At 35.5% G+C, this 20,589-nt stretch carries 15 protein-coding genes and 1 tRNA gene; 8 read left to right on the forward strand and 8 right to left on the reverse strand.

All coding sequences use genetic code 11. The features are described 5' to 3' along the window. Positions 1-128 precede the first annotated feature (128 nt). The 3 genes from BU804_RS02295 to lpdA are packed head-to-tail and all read left to right on the forward strand — an operon-like array spanning position 129 to position 5,394. Positions 129-2,816 carry a 2-oxoglutarate dehydrogenase E1 component gene (locus tag BU804_RS02295; RefSeq protein ID WP_075882819.1) on the forward strand — a complete coding sequence of 896 codons (2,688 nt, stop codon included), beginning with the start codon at positions 129-131 and terminating at the stop codon, positions 2,814-2,816. Continuing rightward, a complete protein-coding gene (odhB, locus tag BU804_RS02300; RefSeq protein ID WP_075882820.1) occupies positions 2,813-3,976 on the forward strand; it encodes a 2-oxoglutarate dehydrogenase complex dihydrolipoyllysine-residue succinyltransferase in 1,164 nt (387 codons plus the stop codon). Before BU804_RS02295 ends, odhB begins: the two co-directional genes overlap by 4 nt. Positions 3,977-3,996: 20 nt before the next feature. Then, entirely contained in the window at positions 3,997-5,394 is a 1,398-nt protein-coding gene (gene lpdA, locus BU804_RS02305; protein WP_075882821.1) for a dihydrolipoyl dehydrogenase, read from the forward strand. Positions 5,395-5,540: 146 nt separating this feature from the next. Here the strand turns inward: lpdA and BU804_RS02310 are convergent, their stop codons facing one another. From BU804_RS02310 to yidC, 8 genes are all read right to left on the reverse strand, one after another. Then, the gene (locus BU804_RS02310; protein ID WP_075882822.1) at positions 5,541-6,605 is read right to left on the reverse strand and encodes a hypothetical protein; all 1,065 of its coding nucleotides are present in this window, start codon (positions 6,603-6,605) and stop codon (positions 5,541-5,543) included. 107 nt (positions 6,606-6,712) lie between these two features. Continuing rightward, positions 6,713-7,888 carry a hypothetical protein gene (locus BU804_RS02315; protein ID WP_075882823.1) on the reverse strand — a complete coding sequence of 392 codons (1,176 nt, stop codon included), beginning with the start codon at positions 7,886-7,888 and terminating at the stop codon, positions 6,713-6,715. Positions 7,889-8,312: 424 nt separating this feature from the next. After that, complete coding sequence (locus BU804_RS02320) at positions 8,313-9,017, reverse strand: iron-sulfur cluster assembly accessory protein (RefSeq protein WP_011175635.1); 705 nt, start codon at positions 9,015-9,017, stop codon at positions 8,313-8,315. 136 nt (positions 9,018-9,153) lie between these two features. Next, positions 9,154-9,420, reverse strand: a complete 267-nt coding sequence (locus tag BU804_RS02325; RefSeq protein ID WP_011175634.1) for a 2Fe-2S iron-sulfur cluster-binding protein — start codon at positions 9,418-9,420, stop codon at positions 9,154-9,156. Between the two features lie 131 nt (positions 9,421-9,551). Further along, on the reverse strand, positions 9,552-10,676 hold the full coding sequence (locus BU804_RS02330; protein ID WP_075882824.1) for a prolipoprotein diacylglyceryl transferase: 1,125 nt from the start codon (positions 10,674-10,676) through the stop codon (positions 9,552-9,554). Positions 10,677-10,740: 64 nt separating this feature from the next. Next, positions 10,741-10,815: transfer RNA gene (locus BU804_RS02335), tRNA-Pro, on the reverse strand. A 135-nt stretch (positions 10,816-10,950) separates the two neighbouring features. Further along, positions 10,951-12,306 (reverse strand): chromosomal replication initiator protein DnaA, encoded by a 1,356-nt coding sequence (gene dnaA, locus BU804_RS02340; protein WP_075882825.1) that lies wholly within the window; start codon positions 12,304-12,306, stop codon positions 10,951-10,953. 65 nt (positions 12,307-12,371) lie between these two features. After that, the gene (gene yidC / locus BU804_RS02345; protein ID WP_075882826.1) at positions 12,372-14,885 is read right to left on the reverse strand and encodes a membrane protein insertase YidC; all 2,514 of its coding nucleotides are present in this window, start codon (positions 14,883-14,885) and stop codon (positions 12,372-12,374) included. A gap of 381 nt (positions 14,886-15,266) precedes the next feature. On the opposite strand from yidC, the gene BU804_RS02350 reads away from it, so the two are divergent. From BU804_RS02350 to BU804_RS02370, 5 genes are all read left to right on the forward strand, one after another. Beyond that, entirely contained in the window at positions 15,267-17,234 is a 1,968-nt protein-coding gene (locus BU804_RS02350; RefSeq protein ID WP_075882827.1) for a bifunctional serine/threonine-protein kinase/formylglycine-generating enzyme family protein, read from the forward strand. 71 nt (positions 17,235-17,305) lie between these two features. Then, positions 17,306-17,791, forward strand: coding sequence for a low molecular weight protein-tyrosine-phosphatase (locus tag BU804_RS02355; RefSeq protein WP_226988457.1), 486 nt, complete (start codon positions 17,306-17,308; stop codon positions 17,789-17,791). 70 nt (positions 17,792-17,861) lie between these two features. Beyond that, positions 17,862-18,803 (forward strand): 4-hydroxy-3-methylbut-2-enyl diphosphate reductase, encoded by a 942-nt coding sequence (gene ispH, locus BU804_RS02360; protein ID WP_075882828.1) that lies wholly within the window; start codon positions 17,862-17,864, stop codon positions 18,801-18,803. A gap of 71 nt (positions 18,804-18,874) precedes the next feature. After that, positions 18,875-19,912 carry an autotransporter domain-containing protein gene (locus tag BU804_RS02365; RefSeq protein ID WP_075882829.1) on the forward strand — a complete coding sequence of 346 codons (1,038 nt, stop codon included), beginning with the start codon at positions 18,875-18,877 and terminating at the stop codon, positions 19,910-19,912. Between the two features lie 334 nt (positions 19,913-20,246). After that, complete coding sequence (locus tag BU804_RS02370; protein ID WP_011175626.1) at positions 20,247-20,585, forward strand: DUF721 domain-containing protein; 339 nt, start codon at positions 20,247-20,249, stop codon at positions 20,583-20,585. Positions 20,586-20,589: the final 4 nt, after the last annotated feature.

Raw genomic sequence — 20,589 nt, forward strand, 5'->3', positions numbered from 1 at the left:
ATATTTAGGACTCAGAGTTTATTCTTTCAAAATATTTATCACTAAGCTAAATCTTTAAATAATCAGAAATATTTCAAAAAATTGATCAGATTGAGCGAATATAAGGATTTAGATAGAGGGGATGATGAATGGATGGCCATCCAATCGTTGAAGGGGAGCTTGCAAATATAGAGCTGCTTGAAAATTTATATCAAGATTATCAAAAAAAATATGACAGCTTAGATCCTTCTTGGCATTGTTATTTTCAGGAATTAGAAACAGCTTCTTCTTTCACAACTACTAATAAACAATCCTCTTCTTCCAATCATGTTGAGCATGTAATGGATGTATTGCGCCGGGATGGTCACTTAATATCTTCAGTAAATCCCATATCATTAAATCCTTCTTCATTTACATTTTTTCTAACAGAATATCTAAAGCCATGTGTTGATACACAAGCTATTATTCAAACTGCCAAGATTGAATATTTACGTAAGATTTATTGCGACCGCATCGGATTCGAGTATAAACATCTTAATGATAAAAAAATGGAAGTATGGATACAAGACTTTATAGAACAGCAATTTTTTAAGCAAACTTTGACCAAAGAGCAAAAACAACATGTTTTAGCGTGTTTAAGTCGATCCGAACTTTTTGAAACTTTTCTACACACTAAATATATTGGGCAAAAACGTTTTTCTTTGGAAGGGGCAGAGACCTTAATTCCTATGCTAGATCTGTTGATCGAAGCAGGAGCTGAACAAGGGGTTCAAGAGTTTCTAGTTGGAATGGCCCATCGAGGACGATTAAACGTTTTGGCGAATATTCTTAACAAATCTTTAGATACTATTTTTTCCGAATTTGGGGAAGAATACATTCCGACTTCTTTAGAAGGAATGGGAGATGTGAAATATCACAAAGGATATACTGGGGAAAAAATAAAAACTCGGTTGGGTAAATCCGTCAAGATTTCTTTAAGTCCAAATCCTAGCCATTTAGAGTCTGTCAATGCAGTTGTTGAAGGAAAAACACGAGCTAAACAATTTTTAGCTGGTGGTGAAAAAGCTCGGAAGAAAATTATTCCCATTTTAATTCATGGAGATGCTGCCGTATCTGGGCAAGGTGTCGTTTATGAGACTCTACAGCTCTCCCAGTTAAAAGGCTATGAAACGGGTGGAACCATTCATTTTGTGATTAATAACCAGATTGGATTTACCACTATCCCACGCGATTTGCGTTCAACAAGATATTGTACAGATATTGCTCGTGCATTCGGCTTGCCTATTTTTCATGTAAATGCCGAGGATCCCGATAGCTGCGTTCAGGTAACTTTGCTAGCCTTAGAAGTTCGGCAACGATTTCATTGTGACGTTTTCATTGATTTAAATGGATATCGAAAATATGGGCATAATGAAGGAGATGAACCTGCTTATACCCAGCCTCTAGAATGTCGTTTAATCAAAGGTAAACAATCGATTCGGAAAATCTATTACGATCAACTATTAGCTCAGGGAATTTTGGATCCTCAAATGATGGATCAGCTGGAAGCAGCTTATAAAGCAGGATTGCGAGAAATGCATGAAAAAATAAATCAGCCACAGGCAATTTTTTCTGTCGTTAAACAGCCCTTCTCAATTCCCCAAAGTTTTTTTCAATCTGTTGAAACGGGTGTTAACTTGGGAAAACTTATCTCATTGGCAGAGCGTTTTAGCCAAATTCCTCAAGAATTTACCCTTCACCCCAAAGTTGACTATTTGGTAAAAGAAAGGCTTCGTCAAGTGAAAGAAAATAAACTTATTGACTGGGGACTTGCTGAGCATTTAGCTTATGCTTCTCTTTTAGAAGAAGGAGTATCAATACGTATATCTGGCCAAGATTGTTGTCGCGGCACTTTCAGTCATCGCCATGCGATTTGGGTCGATCAACATACAGAAAAGGATTATTATCCACTTGCTCATCTAAAACAAGGACAAGGAAAGTTTGAGATCGTTAATTCACCTCTCTCGGAAATGGCAGTCTTGGGCTTCGAATATGGATATAGTGTCATTTGTGTAAAAGGTCTAAATATATGGGAAGCTCAATTTGGCGACTTTAATAATGGAGCACAAATAATTATTGATCAATTTATTGCAAGTGCCGAACAAAAATGGGGACAAAAGTCAGGATTAATTCTCTTTCTACCTCATGGGCTTGAAGGGCAAGGACCTGAGCATTCTTCAGGGCGACTTGAGCGATTTTTAACTCTTGCAGGACATGACAATCTTCAAATCGTTAATACAACAACTCCCGCTCAGTTCTTTCACTTACTTCGTAGACAGGTGAAACATCAATTTGAAAAACCTTTGATTGTATTTACCCCTAAAGGTCTCCTTCGCTATCCGAAATGTGTCAGTACATTACACGAATTCACACAAGGTACATTTCGAGAAATTATTGATGATGGTTTTGTCAATCAATCAGAAATCAAACGTCTGGTTTTATGTTCGGGAAGAATTTTTTATGATTTATTAGCTGAAAGAGAGAAATTGAATCGAAAAGAGATAGGTTTTATCCGCATTGAGCAATTGTATCCTTTGCATATGGAAGAGCTAAAAAAATTAGTTTTTCAATATCCTCATATTCAAGAGGTTGTTTGGGCTCAAGAAGAACCTCAAAATATGGGGGCATGGAGTTTTATGTTTCCTTATCTTAACGAGTTAATTTCATCTTCTATTCAGCCATCTTCTATTCAGCTAAGTTACGTAGGTCGGGAGCGAAGTGCCACTCCAGCAACCGGATCTTATTGCCTTCACAATCAGGAATATGCAAACATTTTAAAACAGGTCTTCAAAACATGAGAACTGACATTAAAGTCCCTTCTATGGGCGAGTCGATTACAGAAGTAATGATTGGTCAAATTTTAGTGATTAATGAAACTTTCGTTAAAACTGACGCCGAAATTTTAGAGCTAGAAACCGATAAGGTTAACCAAGTGTTATTTGCCCCAAAAACGGGAGTAATAACCTTATCTGTACAAACTGGAGATCGCGTTAAAATTGGAGCTTTGATTGGATTTATTGAGGAAGAGTCTCAAATAGAAAAGAACGTCCCTCAAAAAGAGAACAAAGAAATTTCTGCTGAAATTCATGAACAAAAAGATAGTATAACATCTAGTAAACCTTCTTTTGAAACTGTAGAAAAGGATGCGTTGGGAACTTTGCGGCTGACGAAAGAAACTTATCTTTCTGATTTACAAATAGAAGAGCTTTCACCCTCGCAAATATCTCAAGATTTAGAGCAAACTGCAAAAACTTTTGAACGTCAAGAAACAAGGCAACCATTGTCTAAAATTCGACAAGTGATTGCCAATCGTTTAATAGAAGCTCAGCAAACTATGGCGATGTTGACAACGTTTAATGAAGTAGATTTGTCAGAAATCATTTGTCTAAGAGAAAAGCATCAAGAGATGTTTATAAAAAAATATGGAATAAAATTAGGCTTTATGTCTTTTTTTGTAAAAGCCGTTGTTTCTGCTTTAAAAGCTTTTCCTACAGTTAATTCCTATCTCGATCATCAGGACATTGTAGAAAGACATTACTACGATATAGGAATTGCAGTTGGAACAGACCGAGGAACATTTGTGCCTGTGGTCAGACAATGTGATCAACAAAGCTTTGCTCAAATTGAATTAGCGATTGACCTTTTTGCTAAAAAGGCAAGAGATGGAAAAATTGCTATGGATGACCTTCAAGGAGGTGGTTTTACGATTACGAATGGAGGTATATATGGTTCCCTTCTTTCCACTCCCATTTTAAATCCACCTCAGTGCGCAATTTTAGGCATGCATAAGATTGAAAAAAGGCCGGTTGTCATGGAAGATCAAATTGTGATTCGGCCGATGATGTATCTTGCTTTAAGCTATGATCATCGTTTGATTGATGGAAAAGAGTCTGTTGCATTTTTAGTTCATATTAAAAATGCTTTAGAAGATCCTTCTCGCTTATTGTTAAATCTTTAAAATGTAAGGAAATCACAAATATGGTTGAACACTATGATTTAGCAGTTGTTGGAGCTGGGCCAGGTGGGTATGTGGCAGCTATTCGAGCCGCTCAAATGGGTTTAAAAACGATTTGTATTGATAAACGAGAAACGCTTGGAGGAACGTGTTTAAATGTGGGATGTATTCCCTCTAAAACCCTTCTTCATTCTACAGAACTTTACTCAACATTGAAACTACATGGACTCGAACAAGCCATTGAAGTATCTAATTTAAAAGTCAATTTTACAAAATTGATGGAACGTAAAAGAAATGTTGTCAAAGGATTGATTGAAGGGATTGCTTTACTTTTTAAAAAAAATGGAGTGATTTATTTAAAAGGAGAAGCGCAATTTTTGGATGCTCATACACTTCAAGTGAAAAATGGAACTCATATAGATGAAATTAAAGCTAATTATATTTTATTGGCAACAGGATCGGAGTCTACTTCATTACCTCATTTGCCTTTTGACGAAAAAAATATTGTTTCTTCAACAGGGGCTTTAAATCTCTCTACTGTCCCTCCACGTTTGCTCGTCATTGGAGGAGGGGTGATTGGGGTAGAACTCGCTTCTGTTTATAATCGTCTGGGGTCTTTAGTGACAATTATTGAAATGTCAGATCGCCTTTGTCCTGCCATGGACATCGCATTATCAAAATACCTATTCCAAATTCTCAAAAAGCAAGGGATTGAAATTAAGTTGTCGACGAAAATGATGACAGCTGTTTTGCAACCTAATGAAACGATTTTAACCATTGAACAAAACGAACAATTGCAAAATATTAGCGGGGAAGTGGTATTAGTTGCTGTTGGTCGAAGACCCTATACCCAAGGATTATCTTTAGATAAAGTTGGAATTCAAATAGATAAAAAAGGATTTATTCCCGTTGATGGATTTTTTCGTACATCTCAACCACATATTTTTGCGATTGGAGACCTTATTGAAGGTGTGATGCTTGCTCATCGAGCTTCTCAAGAAGGAATCACTGTTGTGGAGTGGTTAAAAGGGGAAAGGCAAAGCATTAATTATCTAGCTATTCCAAATGTAGTCTATACGAATCCAGAAGTTGCTTCTGTGGGACTGACAGAGCAAGAAGCTAGCGAATCAGGACTCACTCTTTTAACAGGAACAACCTATTTTAGAGGTAATTCTCGGGCTCGTTGCACGGATGAAATAGAAGGATTTGTGAAATTGATTGGCGAAAAAAAATCGGGCCGTCTATTGGGAATGCATATCATAGGGGCTCATGCATCTGAGCTCATCGCAGTAGGAACTCTTGCCATTCAAAAGCAAATCAATTTAAAAGATTTAGCCGAAACCGTGCAAGCTCATCCGACTCTCAGTGAAACTATCAAAGAGGCTGCTCTGCAAGCTCTGGGAAAAGCCGTTCATGGGTAATATTTGAAAATTATTAAACCCTGTCTGTTGAAAAGTTAATAATCTGGGATGACGGACTTTGAAAATTAAGGTTTTTTAAGAAGTTTTATAGTTGCATAAAAAAACAGCCAAGGTGTTTCACCTTGGCATTAGTTATTACTAAATAGCTAACCCAGTTCTTTAGAATCAACTGACATCGGGATTTTTCTTGCCCAGATATTCGAAGCCCAGATATTTGAAGTACGACGAAATAAATGGTGATGGTTAAAGTGATTTAAACAAATTATCTTGAAGATATTCCATTTAAATAGAGACCGAAAAAAACTAAAAGTTAAAATATTTTTTGAATTTGACTGATCAAAAGAACTCTCTGAAATTTGAGGTAGGCTCGTTGGCTGTACAAGTTTGTCCTTATTCATCTGAGCTGCAAGTTGATCAAACGCAACTTGCATTTTTTCTAATCGATCCGCAATAGCTTTGTTGCTAATATCTTCTCGGCGGTCCAATTCTTCTATTTCGGCTCTAATTACTCGAAAATCTTGAGTTAAGCTGTTCATCTTTTCTTTAAGACGTTTAAAATCTTGTCTAATGTCTTCAAGATCCTTTCTCATGTAGTCTAATTGATTTTTAATAAGTTCTAAATCTTTGCGAATTTGGCCAAATTGTTGCCTAAGAAGTTGAAAGTCTTTGAAGTGTTGCTTATATTCTTGTCCAAGAAAGTGAAAGGATTCTTTTATTTTTTGGACCTGTTCATTGAGTTGACCAAGTAATTGCATATCCTGCTTATGTAATAATTGTAAGTCATCACATTGCTGTTGCATTCTTTTGAGTTCCTGAAGTTGTTTAGCATCATTTTCGCGCAACTTAGCAAAAGATTGGGAGATAGAAGCTACTTTTTGATCTGCTTCTTTCTTAAACTGCGCATGTTCTTCGCACTCCTTTTTACACGCAGCTAATAACTTTTCGCTTATTTTTATGATTTGTTGTAATTCCTGCTGATTTTTGTTTTCCAATTCCTTATTTTCAATTTGCTTGCTAGTTATATTACACTTGATATCTGTCAATTGCTGAGTAAGTTTTTCTTGGTCTTTTTTTAAGAAAAAATTTTCCAAAACTAATTCTAGTTGTCGTTGTCTTTGTTGAGTAAGAACTGCATTAGGTCTTAAAAAAGTATCTATACTTCCTTGTAGATCGGTTAGAGCAAAAAAATAATCTTTTGGCTTGGGAATCATAATAATACCTCTTAATTGGTAAATTATTGGTTCACTTAATTTTAAACTTTTATTTTTAAAAAAACCAGCCTTGGTTTATAAGTTGGCTTTTTCCAATTGCAATAAAATTATTTTCGCAAATAACCTAATACTGTTATACCACCGCCAACTATACCAAGTATAAAACTTAAAGCATTGAGAGTCTCAGTTCGCATGCCAAAAATATTAGGATTTTTAGCACTTTGCTTTAATTGGCTGACAATTTTTATAATTTCGGGATTAATTTTTTTTAGTTTTTCTTCTGGGAGATTTAATAAGCTTACAGTTTCTAATAAACATTGTTGATATTTGTCTAAATTTTGTGGAGTTAAGGGTAAAGTAAAAATCTCCAACAATTTGGTTTTTAAATTATTCAGTTGAAGTTGACTGTTGGCATTAACGGCAGAAAGCTCGTCAAATTGCTTTTGCAATTGATTTAGCTGCTGATTAAATTTAATTTCATTATCTACAAGAGCATTTTGCTTATGACATACTTGCTGTGTCAAGTTGTTTTTTTCTTCTTGAAGTTGGCTGAAGTTTTGTTCTAGCTCATTTTTTGACTCTCGAAGTTGCCAATTGTCACGATTAAGAAGTTGATTTTGTTCCAAAAGTTGCAAATTATCGTTAGTAGTTTGATCTTTCTCTTGTTTAAATCGCTGTTTTTCAGCAGTAAGTTGAACTTTTTCTCTCTCTTTTTTTTCATTTTCATTTGTTAATCTGATAATTTCTTTTTGTAATTCATCAATCGTTCTTTGTTTTGCATCTCTTTCATGTGTGACATCCCTTAATTGCCCATTGAGCTTATTGATGACTTCATCCTTTTGATGATTACTTCCTTCCAATGTCTTTTTTTCTTTCGATAACTTTTCAATCGTTGCATTTAGTTCATCACGTTCTTCATAAAATCTGACAAACATATTCTCCATTTCTCGCAATTGAGTTTGGACCTCTTCATACTTATCCTTTAATGTCTGATATTCTGTAGAAATTTGTCGATTCTCTTTTACTACTTCTTGCTGACCTTCTGTTAAATGAATAATTTGCGAATGTAAATGTTCATTATTGGTTCTCAATATGCCATTCTCTTTTAATATTTTCTCTATAACTTCACTTTGAGCGGTAATTATTTTATCTTGTTGTTGGGTTTTATCTGACAAAGAATTTAATCGAGCGTAAACGTCTTGCATTTGTTCCTGAGGAGACATGATATGCCAGTCATTTCCTAAATCCCAATTAGAGGTTGTAGTAGGGCTGCTTAAATTCATAAAAATTCTCCTAAATTTAATCTAAAAATTGCCTATTTTTAGATTTGTTAAAACTAAAACGTGTTTAAATAAATCAAACAACTTTCATTTCTTTTTGGAAAAATATATTTTTAATTTTGCGCCTCCTTACTAAATTTTATGTGTTTTATTTAAAATTCATTTTAACCTTTTTCTTTATTTAAACTTAAAAATAGCTTAACCATTTCTTAATTTAATTGACTAGTTATTTTCTTTATTTTTTAGGAAAATTAATCATAAATGTTTGATTATAAATCGATTAAAAAATAGTTGAGCGACTGGTAAAAGGGGGAAATAAATTATTTAAATTATATTTAATATTTAGTTTTATACATTTTGATATGAAAAAACAAATTTTTTTGAATACATTTGAAAGGCCACTCAGAACAGAGTGGCCTTAAGAATTTTAATAGTTGTGAGAACTTCCACATCCGCAAGAAGAGCGAACATTGGGATTAGAAATTTTAAAGCCTGATCCGCGAAGACCGTCAACAAAATCAATTTCTGACCCTAAAAGTCGGGGAACCATTGCTTTTTTCACATGAATTTCAATTCCGTTGGAAGAAAAAATTTCATCTTCAGCGTCTGCTTTTTCAGAAAAGTCGAGCACATATTCAAAGCCATTGCAGCCAGCCATTTCTTCAGCAAAGCGCATGCCCCAGCCTTGCTTATTTTCATCCGCTAAAATTTCTAAAAATTTAGAAGCTCCCCGTGGTGTGATGCAAATAGAGGATTGATCGACAGGTTCTTGTAATAAAGCATTTAAGCGCCGAACGAGCTCATCAATTTGCGCATCTGTTTTACCATGAGTCATCATTCCAGCTTCTAACGTTTCCCATACGGCCGCGTGACAACCTACACAATGAAGCCCAGCATTCGTAATTTCTTGGGAAAGTTTTTGAGCTTTGTAAGGAAACATGCCTAAAATATCTTCAATAGTCATAGAGCGAGAAATTTCAGTTGCTGCTTTTTTCGGTTGTTGAGAGCAGCATCCTCCAGAATGTTGATGCTCTTGCGGGGAAGGAGCAGGCGAACAACAACCTCCAGAGTGCGAATGGGAATGAGAGTGAGAATGATGATCATCTTGGTGGGGTTTTGAACAACAAGACATAGTATTAACCTCTTTGATAACAGTTAAAGTGTCTTCAGATTCTAAATTAAGACAGGCAAAATCTGAATCGGCACTTAAATAATTTTAACCTGAGTTTTTTAAATAGAAGAATCCTATGTTCTTCTAAAATGCTTAATTAAAAAATAATACGCACGCGACCTTGTTTAATGCGACATTGGCAAGCTAAACGTTCATGGCAAGTCCCTTCTCCAAGGAAATCTTCTTCTTCTTTGGTGGGAGGAGAAAGATTTTCTTTTCCCTCTTTAACTTCTATTACACAAGTTCCACAAACACCTTCTGTGCAAGCAAAAGGGACTCCGGCTTCTTCGCAAATTTCAGCTATCGGTGAATCATCTGGTAATTCGATTTCTTCTTCATTATGATCAAAGACTAGCGTCGCCATGCTTGTTTACTCCTAACAACAATTAAAACTTAATGAATTCGTAATTAGTTATTTAATATAAAAATTATCGTTTAATTTAGTTATAAAATCAAGGGGTTTATGAATCATGCTCAGTTTAAATTTACACCTAACTATCTGTGACAGCAAAATAAATTTTGCCAGTTTTGTTTTCTCCAAACAAGACAAATCCCAAATAATATGAAAGGGATGCTAAGCAATTGTCCCATTTGCAAGATAGGGTTTGTTAAAATGGAATCTAAGTTGGCTTTCCAAAATTCTAAAAGGAAACGACTAGAAAAGTTAAAGATAAATAGAAAACCGGCATAGGTGCCTGCCGCGAGACAAGTGTTGCATTTTTTCCAAAGAGTAAATAATAAGAAAAAAGTCATTAAGTAAGCAAAAGCTTCATATAATTGTACAGGATGTCTAGGGATGGGTAAGCTGCCATCAGCTGGTTGAGCAAATAACACAGCCCAAGGATAGTCAGAAGGAGTTCCTATAATTTCTTGATTAAAAAAATTTCCTATTCGAATAAATACAGCCGTTAATGCACTTGGAATAGCGACAAAATCTAACACCCTAAGGAATGATAAAGTTGGCGCCCATTTTTTTATATAACTAGTATAAAAAAAGAGGGCTAACATCACTCCCAAGGCTCCACCATGGCTTGCTAATCCCCCTTTCCAAACTTCAAAAATTTCTAAAGGATGACTTTTAAAATAGTTCCAATCATAAAAAAAAACAGCGCCTAAACGAGCTCCAATCAATGTTCCGAAAACAATGAACCAGCAAAGACGATCTGCTAAAAAATAACTTATTTGTTTGGCAGAAGTTATGGCTCCTTGAAAGGTTTGTTCTAAATCTTTTCGTTGAATTGAGTTTTCTTTTAAAACGGTATTTAATTTGTTTAACAAAGCATTTTTGAGATCGGAAGAGATGTTTAATGGCTGAATTTCAGAGTTTAAATTTTGTCTCTCTTGTCTATTTAATGCATTTTGACATTTTTGAATTAAGGGTGAGGAAGAAGTTTTTAACTGGTTAACTAATAATTTCCAATCTTGAATATCCATGGAGCTTAGATGTTTTGATTGATTGACAAACAGAGCAATAATGGGGACAATAATAAAATAGCCTAAGATAAAACCAGTAATAAAACAGATGCCATACCACATGACAGGATGATCAATAAAAGGTAGAGTAAATGCTTCTCGAGGAGGATTCCAATAAAGCCAAGCAAGCCAGTGTTCAGTTAACATGAACATCCTTGAAATAAAAGAGTCAAAAAAAAGCCCTATCTTTGTTTCCAAAGATAGGGTGGAATCGGAGTAGAGGGATTCGAACCCCCGACCTACTGCTCCCAAAGCAGCCGCGCTAGCCAAGCTGCGCTATACTCCGAATTTTCTCAAAGAGAATAAAAAATTAGCATAAGATTGAATTTTTTGACAAACGAAATTGTATTTTTTTTTAAGGATCTTTTTACATAAAAGTAAATTTTTTTTTAGCCAGTTTATGTTTTTTTGAGAAAGTGAACTATCCTTGTAGTTTTTTCAAAATGATATGACAAATTCCTGAGATTTCTCGATCATCTTGCTCTAATGATTTTTGTATACTCTTCACACTTGACATTACGGTGGAATGATCTCGAGAAAAAAGATCTCCAATTTTCATGAAAGGCATTTTTAGTTGTTCACGACATAAATGCATAGCTAGTTGACGAGGAAGTGCGCATTCTCTTGTTTGAGCCTTACCTAAAATATCTTCTGTACGAATGCCGTATTGTTCAGCGACTGCTTGAATAATTTTTTGAGGGGTAATCGCAGTTTTCTGTTCTTCTTCGATTAAGTCGATTAATAGTGCTTTAGTTGCTGTTACAGATAGAGCTGTTATGGAATGTTTTGCGTCCAGATGCAGTCGGAGAACGAGGGCTTCCAAACCTTTTATTAATGCTTTGGCATTGCTTTTGAACGTGTCGATAAGATAATCGGCAATCTTTAAGGGAAGTTCAAAATGTAAAGCTTTAGCTTTAGCTATAAGAAGATTGCGCATTTCCCCAGGCCTTAACGGTTTTAAAGGAAGAACAATTCCCCATTCAAAACGACTGACCAAGCGCGGTTCAATGAGCTGTAGATCTTGAGGGGAACATTCAGAAGCTAAAATAATTTGCTTACCTTCTAAATGCAATGTATTAAATGTGTGGAAAAATTCTTCTTGCGTGGCGCCTTTTCTAGAAAAAACATGAACATCGTCCACTAGCAAGACATCGATATTGCGATATGCTTGTCTAAATACACTCATTTCTCCTGCACGGATGGCGGTAACGACGTGATCAGTAAATGTTTCTGCTCGAACATAAATAACCTTTAGCCCCTGTGCCTTTAAAGCATGAGCTAAGCTCATCAATAAGTGAGTTTTACCCGACCCTCCGCTCCCATACAAATAAATGGGGTTAAACGTACCAAGTTGGGTTGAATGAATTTGCGGAGAAAGACCGGCAATTTCTAGAAGTAATTGATGAGAGAGGAGATTTTCTTCAGTTGAAATGAAATAGGGAAATAAGCAAAGAGGATCTAATTCATCGAAGGTTAGTTCAAAAGGAGCTTTAAAATCTTTTTCTTTATTGATCGTTTTAGTTTTTTTTGCTTTTTGGGGGGCATTAGCAACGGAAAGATGAATTTTAATTCGCTTATTATTTCCATTAATAAATTTTTGTTGAGCTTTATTGCGAATGTGTTCCTCAAACCAGAGTGCTTGAAAGGAATCTTTGGCTTCTAAATAAAGATTACAAGCATCAAAACGTTGTATTTTCAACGTTCTGAGCCATTTTTGAACCGTTTCTAAACCAAGTTCAACTTCTTGTGCCTTTAGAAATTCTTCCCATGCTTGCATAGTTTTTACTCTTGTCAATCTCTCAAAATTAATTAGAGGAAGAGTTTTCTTCCTCTAAAATTGTTTTAACGAGACCGAGCTTTTTTAGGAACAGTTTTCACTGCAATAGGGTTAGGCGTTTTTTGTATTTGTTTAGATACAAACCATTGTTGTACCATTCCTAATAACATAGAAGAAAGCCAATAAATATTTAATCCTGATGGGAAGTTATAAAACATGACAGCAAAAACGACTGTCATCATGGTTCCCATTGCTCGTTGTTGTCTTTGCTGATCTGTCATCTGACTTAGGTCTTTAGGACCAGAAGACATAAAACGCTGTTGAAGAAACATGACTAAACCTAGCAATATGGGCAGCAGATGAAATTCTGTTCCAATAAAAAAAATAGGCTTGCTCCAGCTAAATAAAACATCGGGAGCTGTCAAGTCGTCAATCCATCCAGAAATAAATGGAGCACCGCGAAGAGCGAAACTAGATTTTAAAAGATCAAACATTCCAATCAAAAAAGGCATTTGAATCAAAAGAGGTAAGCATCCAGAAGCTGGATTGACTCCTCTTTCTCGATAAAGAGACATGATTTCTAATTGAGCTTTTTTTGGATCTTTCTTATATTTTTCTTGAATAGCAGTAACTTGTGGTGCTATTTGTTGCATGCGAACCATAGATTTAGTGGACCACGTATTCAATGGGTAGAGCATCAAACGCAAGCTAACCGTAAGGAGAACAATGGATAGTGCCCAAGAGTTCGTTAAATAATGAAAAAATTTCATTAAAATTAGAAGAAACTTGGCAAACGGTTCAGAAATAAAAGTAAACCATCCGTGCATCGTTTGACAAGCAATATAGTCGGGGTTATAACCTGTTTCAGAATTGGAGTACTTAGCATCGATCGTTTTTAAAGTTTCATCATCAAATGGCCCTGCAAAAAACCGGAAATTCATCAACCCACCTTGAGATTTTAAGGGAAGATAAGCCATGTAGCCCGGTAAATTAGCAGCTTGATAAAGATTGTATTCTTGATCAATTTCTATTAATCGAGATGGGACATTTGTTCCTGAAACAGCTTGAATTTTAAATCCGGGATCGATTTCTTTGAGAGGATCTAAAATCATTCCTAAAAATCCATTCGAATTGCAAATCCAATCAGGATAGATGGAAGTGATTGTTGACGCATCTTTAGGTAGATCAATCTTTTCCACTTCAGATTTTTGATTACGAGTGATGCGATATTTTAAAGAGGGGGCGGGTCCACCAGAAATCCATTCTACCTCTGGAACCCCTGACGTTAACCATAAACCCCTCGCATCCCCATCAATTTGAACGGCAAGATTAAGGCAATAAGGCCCTTCTTGTAAGGAATCACCAAAAGAATAAGTTTTAGTAATGCGACGTTGATTTTGAACAGCTTCAAAAGTAATGGATCGATTGTTAAAATGAATAACTTCGTAGATAAGCTCAGCTAATTCTGGATATTCAGATACAATATTCAAAGCATAGTGTTGAGGTTTAATTTGAACACTTTTTCGAGGAGGAATTTGGATAAGATCGCGTCTAAGTAGGGGATAGTATCCTCCTAATTCTCCTTTTTCATGAAAAATAAAATCTTTTCCTTGATCTTTTGCGTGGGTATAATAAGCGTGGCTAGGGAACAAGGCGTTATAAGGGTGATGTTTAACCATATTGCGATCAAATTCAATTTCTCTGACAACACTTGCTTGATTTTTGTCTGTTCTAAAAGGAAGGTTAATCTCTGCTAGTGCCCCTCCATAGTTTGAAAAAACCAGTTGTTGGTAATTATTTTCTAGGACGTAAAATTTTTGTTCTCTTTTACCATTGGTTGCAGAATTGATTTGAGTGTCTTGAGTCGGAGCGATAAAGGAAGACAATTCTTGTATTTTATTAAAGCGAACAAGTGATTGACTAGTGAAATCATAAAATCCAACTGGTAAATAGCCTTGAGAAGTTTTTAATAAAGCAATTGCGGCATAGTAATTTTGTTGAGAATTTTTATTTTCTTTATCAATTTGTAAATTTTGCGGATTTAAAATAGAAAGGTGTCCGTCTGTATACTCTCCAAGTGCAATGTGTGCAGGATATTGACTATCAGAAGAATTAAATGAAACGAGTTGTAAATCATAATGTCCAAAATCGAGAATGGTTGCAATGGGTAAAAAACTTGAGCTTGTCTTCGTTTTATAAATAGCAGGAGTTTGTTGTTCCGATTCATTATAGATTAATTCATAAGCTTGCATTTCATTCGAGGGACTAGTACGAATGTAAATTTCCATCGGAAGATTTTCACTCCAGCGGAAAGTTAAAAGGTAATTATCTTTCACTAATCCACGTGCAATCGCTTCTTTTTGCTCTCCATCATAAATAGTTGTTAAAGAAAAGGACTCAGGATTAGCTGTCCGTGATTTAATTTCTTCTTCTAATTTTTTACTTTTTTGAATTTGTTTGGCTTGTTGCTGTGTAACCCATTCTTGCTTTTGCTGAGTATTTTGATGCTGAAAGAAAAGATTCATTCCAAATAACGTTAAAGAAAGAGCTATCACGAACAAGGTGGTGCGTTTATCCATGAACAAATAACCTGTAAATTTTTTAAATAAAATTGTAAAACGAAAGTTTAAAAGGAGGAGGTTAGCATACCTGACTGAAAGAGACAAGAAAAACTCAAGTTTAGTGTGTTAGTACGGTCGCTCAAATTATCATTTTTTATTAGCTGCCAACTTATTTGGTCACGAAATTTAAATAATTTGAAGCGATTTTGCTTATGTCATTATTAATAGACAAGAATCATCAAAAGTTATTGTTTAAATTTTTTTGATGAGAGCTGTTTTCAAGAGGTTTGAAATTAATTTAAAGAGAGGTTATCTTTTATAACTTATGTAAGATTTAAATAAGACCAAAACTTTAAATTAAAACTTACACATCTAAGAGTTAAGATAAAAGGATTTAGCATGGAACAGCGTATTTTAGGCGATTACATAATCATAAAATCGATTGGGCATGGAACTTTGGGGGAAGTTTATTTAGCTGAACACCGTTTTATGAAAACTCAATATATCCTTAAGATCCTTCCGGAAGAATTATCTACAGATCGTAGTTTTATTCAACGCTTCCAAGAAGATATTAATTTTTTATCTACGCTAGATCATCCCAATATTGTTAAAACACATAATATTTCTTTTGCTCAAGGGGTTTATTTTCTAGTCACTGATTGTGTTGTAGATCAAATGGGAGAAATGACAAATCTTGCTCAATACTTAATAGGGCTTGGCCGGAGATTAGAAGAGGATGAAATTATTAATATTCTCATGCAAATTGCAGAAGCTTTAGATTACGCTCATAATAAAAAAATGGGAAATAGAGAACTGATTCATCGAGGGTTAAAGCCTAACAATATATTAATTGGGAAAAGGCGTCAAAACTTAGAAGTTCATTTGTCTGATTTTGGTTTGTCTTGGATAATTGGACCAGGCGCAGTTTTGACCAGAACTTATAAAAATGTGGCAGAAGCCCTTGAGATTGGTTCCCAAAATTTATGGCAAAAAATGGGCCAAGATCGCTATCCTAGTCCCTCTATCGATTCTCAAAAATTAATTCCTTTACATACTTCTTTTTTACAAACGCATGCTTTTTTTGCTCCAGAACAAAAAAGGCTGGATTTTCCCCATTCGATCAGCATGAAGACAGATGTGTTTGCATTTGGTGTGTTAGTGTACTATTTATTGATGAACGAGCTACCGGAAGGAATTTTTGAAATGCCTTCCAACTCTTCACGCTATCGTTATCAATGGGATACTTTATTAGAAAAATGTTTACAAAATCAACCTGCTAAACGAACAGATTCTTTAGTAACTGCTTTAAAAGAAACTCTTCAAGAGCCAAAATCAAAAAATGCCAAAATTGAAGAATTAACTCTTGGTAAAGAAGAACTTTTTTCCAATAATGAACCATCAATTATTTTTGAAGAGGTAAAATGCAATGTTCAAAAAGGTGTTAGCGAGTCTCTAGTTGCATTAAAAATAGAAGAAGCTCCACCTGCGATTGAAGAGGCTGTTTCAACTTTAAGACCAGTATTACAAAATCCATTACTCGAACGCCCTCAAACTGATCACGATCCTGCAGCAATTTTTCAAATTAGTTCAGCTGTAAAAGTTTATAACCCCGAAAGAAAAGATGTGACCAATGTTAAACCGATTTTAACTGATATGGTTATCATTAAAGGGGGGGATTTTTACCGAGGAAGTCAAGATGGAAATCGCGACGAAATGCCAAGGCATCAAATCACTCTTTCAAGTTTTGCTCTGGATGTCCATCCTGTGACTAATGAGCAATTTGTTCGTTTTCTAGAAGTAATGGGAGGAGAAAAAGACAGCAACCATAATGACATTATTCGTTTACGTGACTCACGTATTAAAAGAAGTGGAGGTAAGCTTAGTATTGAATCTGGATATGCGAAACATCCAGTTGTTGGGGTGACTTGGTATGGAGCGATTGCTTATGCTAAATGGATAGGGAAACGCCTTCCAACTGAAGCTGAATGGGAAATTGCAGCTAGGGGTGGACAAGAAAATGTTCTTTATCCGACGGGTGAGGAGATTGAAAAAACACAGGCCAATTTCTTTAGTTCAGATACCACGACTGTGATGAGTTATGCTCCAAATAATTGTGGCCTTTATGATATGGCAGGTAATGTTTATGAGTGGTGCCACGATTGGTATGGCTATAATTATTATGAATTATCCATGCAAGAACCAGATTTTCCTCAAGGACCTTTACAAGGCGTTTATCGTGTTTTAAGGGGAGGTTGTTGGAAGAGTTTAAAAGAAGATCTTCGATGTTCTAGAAGACATCGCAATAATCCCGGCACCGTAAATGGAACCTATGGCTTTCGCTGTGCGGCTGATGTGCAAATTTCTTAATAATTTGATTGTAAAGAAAAAAACCAAAGCTACAGCGATACTTTTAGTAAATTTTAATTAGGAATAGATGAATGATGGAAACAATAAATGTACTCTTTGTCTGCATGGGCAATATTTGTAGGTCTCCTGCTGCGGAAGGAATTTTACGTCATTTTGCAAAGAAAGAGCCTGATCTAGCCTTCCATATCGAAAGTTGTGGAATGGGAGATTGGCATGTTGGTCATAGTCCTGACGTGCGGATGCAAGAAGCTGCGAAATCAAGAGGAATCATTTTGACTAGTCAAGCTCAGCAATTTCAAAAAGAATTTTTTAATCGATTTGATTACATTTTAGTGGCAGATAAAGAAGTTCTTGAATCACTTTATCAACATGCTAAATCTACTGAGCAAAAATCTAAAATTATGTTCATGACAGAGTACAGTCAATTTTATCAAGGACAGGAAGTCCCAGACCCTTATTATCAACCCGGTGGTGCTTTTGAATTAGTCCTTGATATTTTAGAAGATTCTTGTGTGGGTCTATTAAATCATATTCGAGTGAAAAAAGAAAAAAAATGATAAGGATTGTCAAATACTCCCATTTTCTTTATGATTCCCCTTCTAATTTCAAGAGATGTTTAGGTTGAAAATGAAACTGTTGTTATCTAAGCCCCGCGGTTTTTGTGCTGGAGTCGAGCGAGCGATTGAAACAGTTGAAAAAGCTCTTCTTCTTTGGGGATCTCCTATTTATGTCAAGCATGAGATTGTTCATAATCGACATGTTGTTCAAGGTTTAAAGACGAAAGGAGCTATTTTTATTGAAGATGTAGAAGATGTACCAGTGGGAGCTAGGTTAATTTATTCAGCACATGGTGTATCGCCTGCGGTTAGAGAACAAGCTAAAAAAAGGCAACTGGTAGAAATAGACGCCACATGTGGCTTAGTAACTAGAGTTCATTCTGCAGTAAAACGATATGCTTTACAAGGCTATCAAATTATCTTGATTGGCCATCATAACCATGTCGAAATTATTGGAACCGCAGGTGAAGCACCTGATGTAACAACAATCATAGAGTCTGTGGAAGATGTCAAAAATTTAGATTTCTCTTCTCAGGACAAGCTTTTTTATATTACACAAACAACTTTGAGTTTGGATGATGTGAAAGAGATTACGCAAGCTCTAATTGTTAAATATCCTCATGTAGAAACATTACCGAGTTCTTCCATTTGCTATGCGACAACAAACCGCCAAATGGCCCTTAGGGAAATCACTGACCTAACAGATCTTGTGTTAGTCGTGGGTGATCCGCAAAGTTCTAATTCAAATCGATTGAGAGAAGCCGCTTCGACAAGAGGAATAGAATCTTATTTAATTAATGATGAAAAAGAAATTCATCCTGAATGGTTGTTAGGAAAGCAAGTCATAGGCTTGACTGCTGGTGCATCAACTCCTGAAGAAATTGTTCAAAAATGCATCCAGTGTTTGATAGAATTAGGTGTAAATGAGGTGGAAGACATCGTTTATACTCACGAAGATGTTGTCTTCCAATTACCAAAACCTATTGTTAACGCACGTTTTAGTGTTGATTAATTCTAGAATTTATTGTTAAAGTGTATTTTTTTAAGATCCCTGAACCATTAAAAACCATTAAGAGGACATATATGCGCAAAATCCTTTTGACAATTATGGCATCCCTTTTAAGTTGTTCTGCTGCTCAAGCATTTTGGCCTGAAGCAACAGATTCATCTTTAGAAGTTGGCTTTGGCTATCGTAGAGATGAACTTAAGTGGAAAACCCGTACTGGTCTCGACAGCTCAGATAGTGGCTATTCGGCAGCATCACCATTTGGAGCTCAATCGACATTAAAATGGAAAAATTTAAATATCTGGCAAATCGAAGCTAGAGGTGAGTATGTCACTTGTGACAATGTTTACTTGCGTGCTAGTGGAGATTACGGTTGGATCGTGAGTGGTAAGAATAGAGATTCTGACTACATTAATGCAGGTGAAGAGTCTCAATTAGAAATTTCTCGCACGCATGCTAAAACAAGAGGTCATGTTTACGATGTAGACGTTGCTCTTGGATATCAATTTAAATTGGGTGACGATAGCTTTTCTGTTACACCAGTCGTTGGTTATTCTTGGAAAGGCCAACACTTGAAAGATCGTCATTTAAGATTTGCAACTAACTCTATAGGTGAAAGCAGCAGTAGCAGCAGCCTTCTTCGTGCTTCTAGCGACTACTACGATTACAGCTCTTCTTCTTCTTCTTCTTCTAGTTCAAATTTCCATAACCGTTATAACACACGTTGGAATGGACCATTTGTTGGAGTTGATTTTGACTATCGTATTAGCTGTGATTTAGAATTGTTCTTAGATTATGAATTTCATTTTGCAAAATATCATGCAAAAGCTGATTGGAAATTACGTAATGATCTTCCAAACGGTTTTCACCACCGCTCAAAAAGTTCTCAGGGGCATGTGCTTGACTTTGGTGTGAAATGGGATTTGGATGAGTGCTGGACGCTTGCTTTAAAAGGTGGAATTCAGTATTTCCATGCAAGACGTGGACATGATCGTTCTTTAGTTACTAAAACTGAAGTGGGTAATGTTGACACAAAATGTTTCGTATCAATCCCACTTAGAGATGTTAAGTGGTGCTCTGGTAGCGTTACATTTGATGTAGGAATGGCATTCTAATTCCTTTTTTCTCTTTGTTTCTGAGCCTCATTAAGTTTTCTTGGTGAGGCTCTTTTTTTTATGTTCAAAATTTAGCAATTTTTTTTAAATTTAAAAAAAATTTAATCAATTTAATAGTGCTAAGAAGGGGTTGGACTTTGACAGAATTGAATAAAAATTTTTTGGGTTTTGCTTTACTTCAGCTCTATTTACATATAAGTATGAGTTAAAAAGTTTGTTTATTCGATAATAATAGAAATTAATCATAAAAATGTTGTTTCAGACAGGGTTTTATGATATTATTTGGCTTTAATTTTTCTCTTAAGAGCTTTCAAATCAAGGCGGAAATAAAGCTGTGAGCAAGCCCTATTCTCGCACATCTAGAAGTTATGATGGAACAGAGGTGACGAGTCATCATATCAACGATTTACTGCCAAATGTTCTATCAAAAATTGGTAAAGCTTACGAACAACGATCTGATTTGATTTTGGCGATGTGGCCTATCATTATAGGCCCCAAGCTTTCTGCGTTGACACAAGCCGTTTCTTTTTCATCTGGAGTGCTTGTTGTTAAGGTGAAAAATTCAACCCTTTATAGTTTGCTAAGTCAAAATGATAAGCCGCGCCTCTTAAGCCAGCTTAGACAAAAGTTTCCTCGAGTAGAGATCAAAACGATTTTATTTCGAATTGGTTGATACA

Source organism: Candidatus Protochlamydia sp. W-9 (genome assembly GCF_001950615.1).
Lineage (GTDB): Bacteria > Chlamydiota > Chlamydiia > Chlamydiales > Parachlamydiaceae > Protochlamydia > Protochlamydia amoebophila.

Excerpts from the sequence above, each read along its gene's own strand:
- BU804_RS02355 (WP_226988457.1), top strand. The coding sequence starts at position 17,306 with ATGATGGAAACAATAAATGTACTCTTTGTCTGCATGGGCAATATTTGT.
- odhB (WP_075882820.1), top strand. The coding sequence starts at position 2,813 with ATGAGAACTGACATTAAAGTCCCTTCTATGGGCGAGTCGATTACAGAA.
- lpdA (WP_075882821.1), top strand. The coding sequence starts at position 3,997 with ATGGTTGAACACTATGATTTAGCAGTTGTTGGAGCTGGGCCAGGTGGG.
- ispH (WP_075882828.1), top strand. The coding sequence starts at position 17,862 with ATGAAACTGTTGTTATCTAAGCCCCGCGGTTTTTGTGCTGGAGTCGAG.
- BU804_RS02365 (WP_075882829.1), top strand. The coding sequence starts at position 18,875 with ATGCGCAAAATCCTTTTGACAATTATGGCATCCCTTTTAAGTTGTTCT.
- BU804_RS02350 (WP_075882827.1), top strand. The coding sequence starts at position 15,267 with ATGGAACAGCGTATTTTAGGCGATTACATAATCATAAAATCGATTGGG.
- BU804_RS02310 (WP_075882822.1), bottom strand. The coding sequence starts at position 6,605 with ATGATTCCCAAGCCAAAAGATTATTTTTTTGCTCTAACCGATCTACAA.
- BU804_RS02325 (WP_011175634.1), bottom strand. The coding sequence starts at position 9,420 with ATGGCGACGCTAGTCTTTGATCATAATGAAGAAGAAATCGAATTACCA.
- BU804_RS02315 (WP_075882823.1), bottom strand. The coding sequence starts at position 7,888 with ATGAATTTAAGCAGCCCTACTACAACCTCTAATTGGGATTTAGGAAAT.
- dnaA (WP_075882825.1), bottom strand. The coding sequence starts at position 12,306 with ATGCAAGCATGGGAAGAATTTCTAAAGGCACAAGAAGTTGAACTTGGT.
- BU804_RS02320 (WP_011175635.1), bottom strand. The coding sequence starts at position 9,017 with ATGTCTTGTTGTTCAAAACCCCACCAAGATGATCATCATTCTCACTCT.
- BU804_RS02295 (WP_075882819.1), top strand. The coding sequence starts at position 129 with ATGGATGGCCATCCAATCGTTGAAGGGGAGCTTGCAAATATAGAGCTG.
- yidC (WP_075882826.1), bottom strand. The coding sequence starts at position 14,885 with ATGGATAAACGCACCACCTTGTTCGTGATAGCTCTTTCTTTAACGTTA.
- BU804_RS02330 (WP_075882824.1), bottom strand. The coding sequence starts at position 10,676 with ATGTTAACTGAACACTGGCTTGCTTGGCTTTATTGGAATCCTCCTCGA.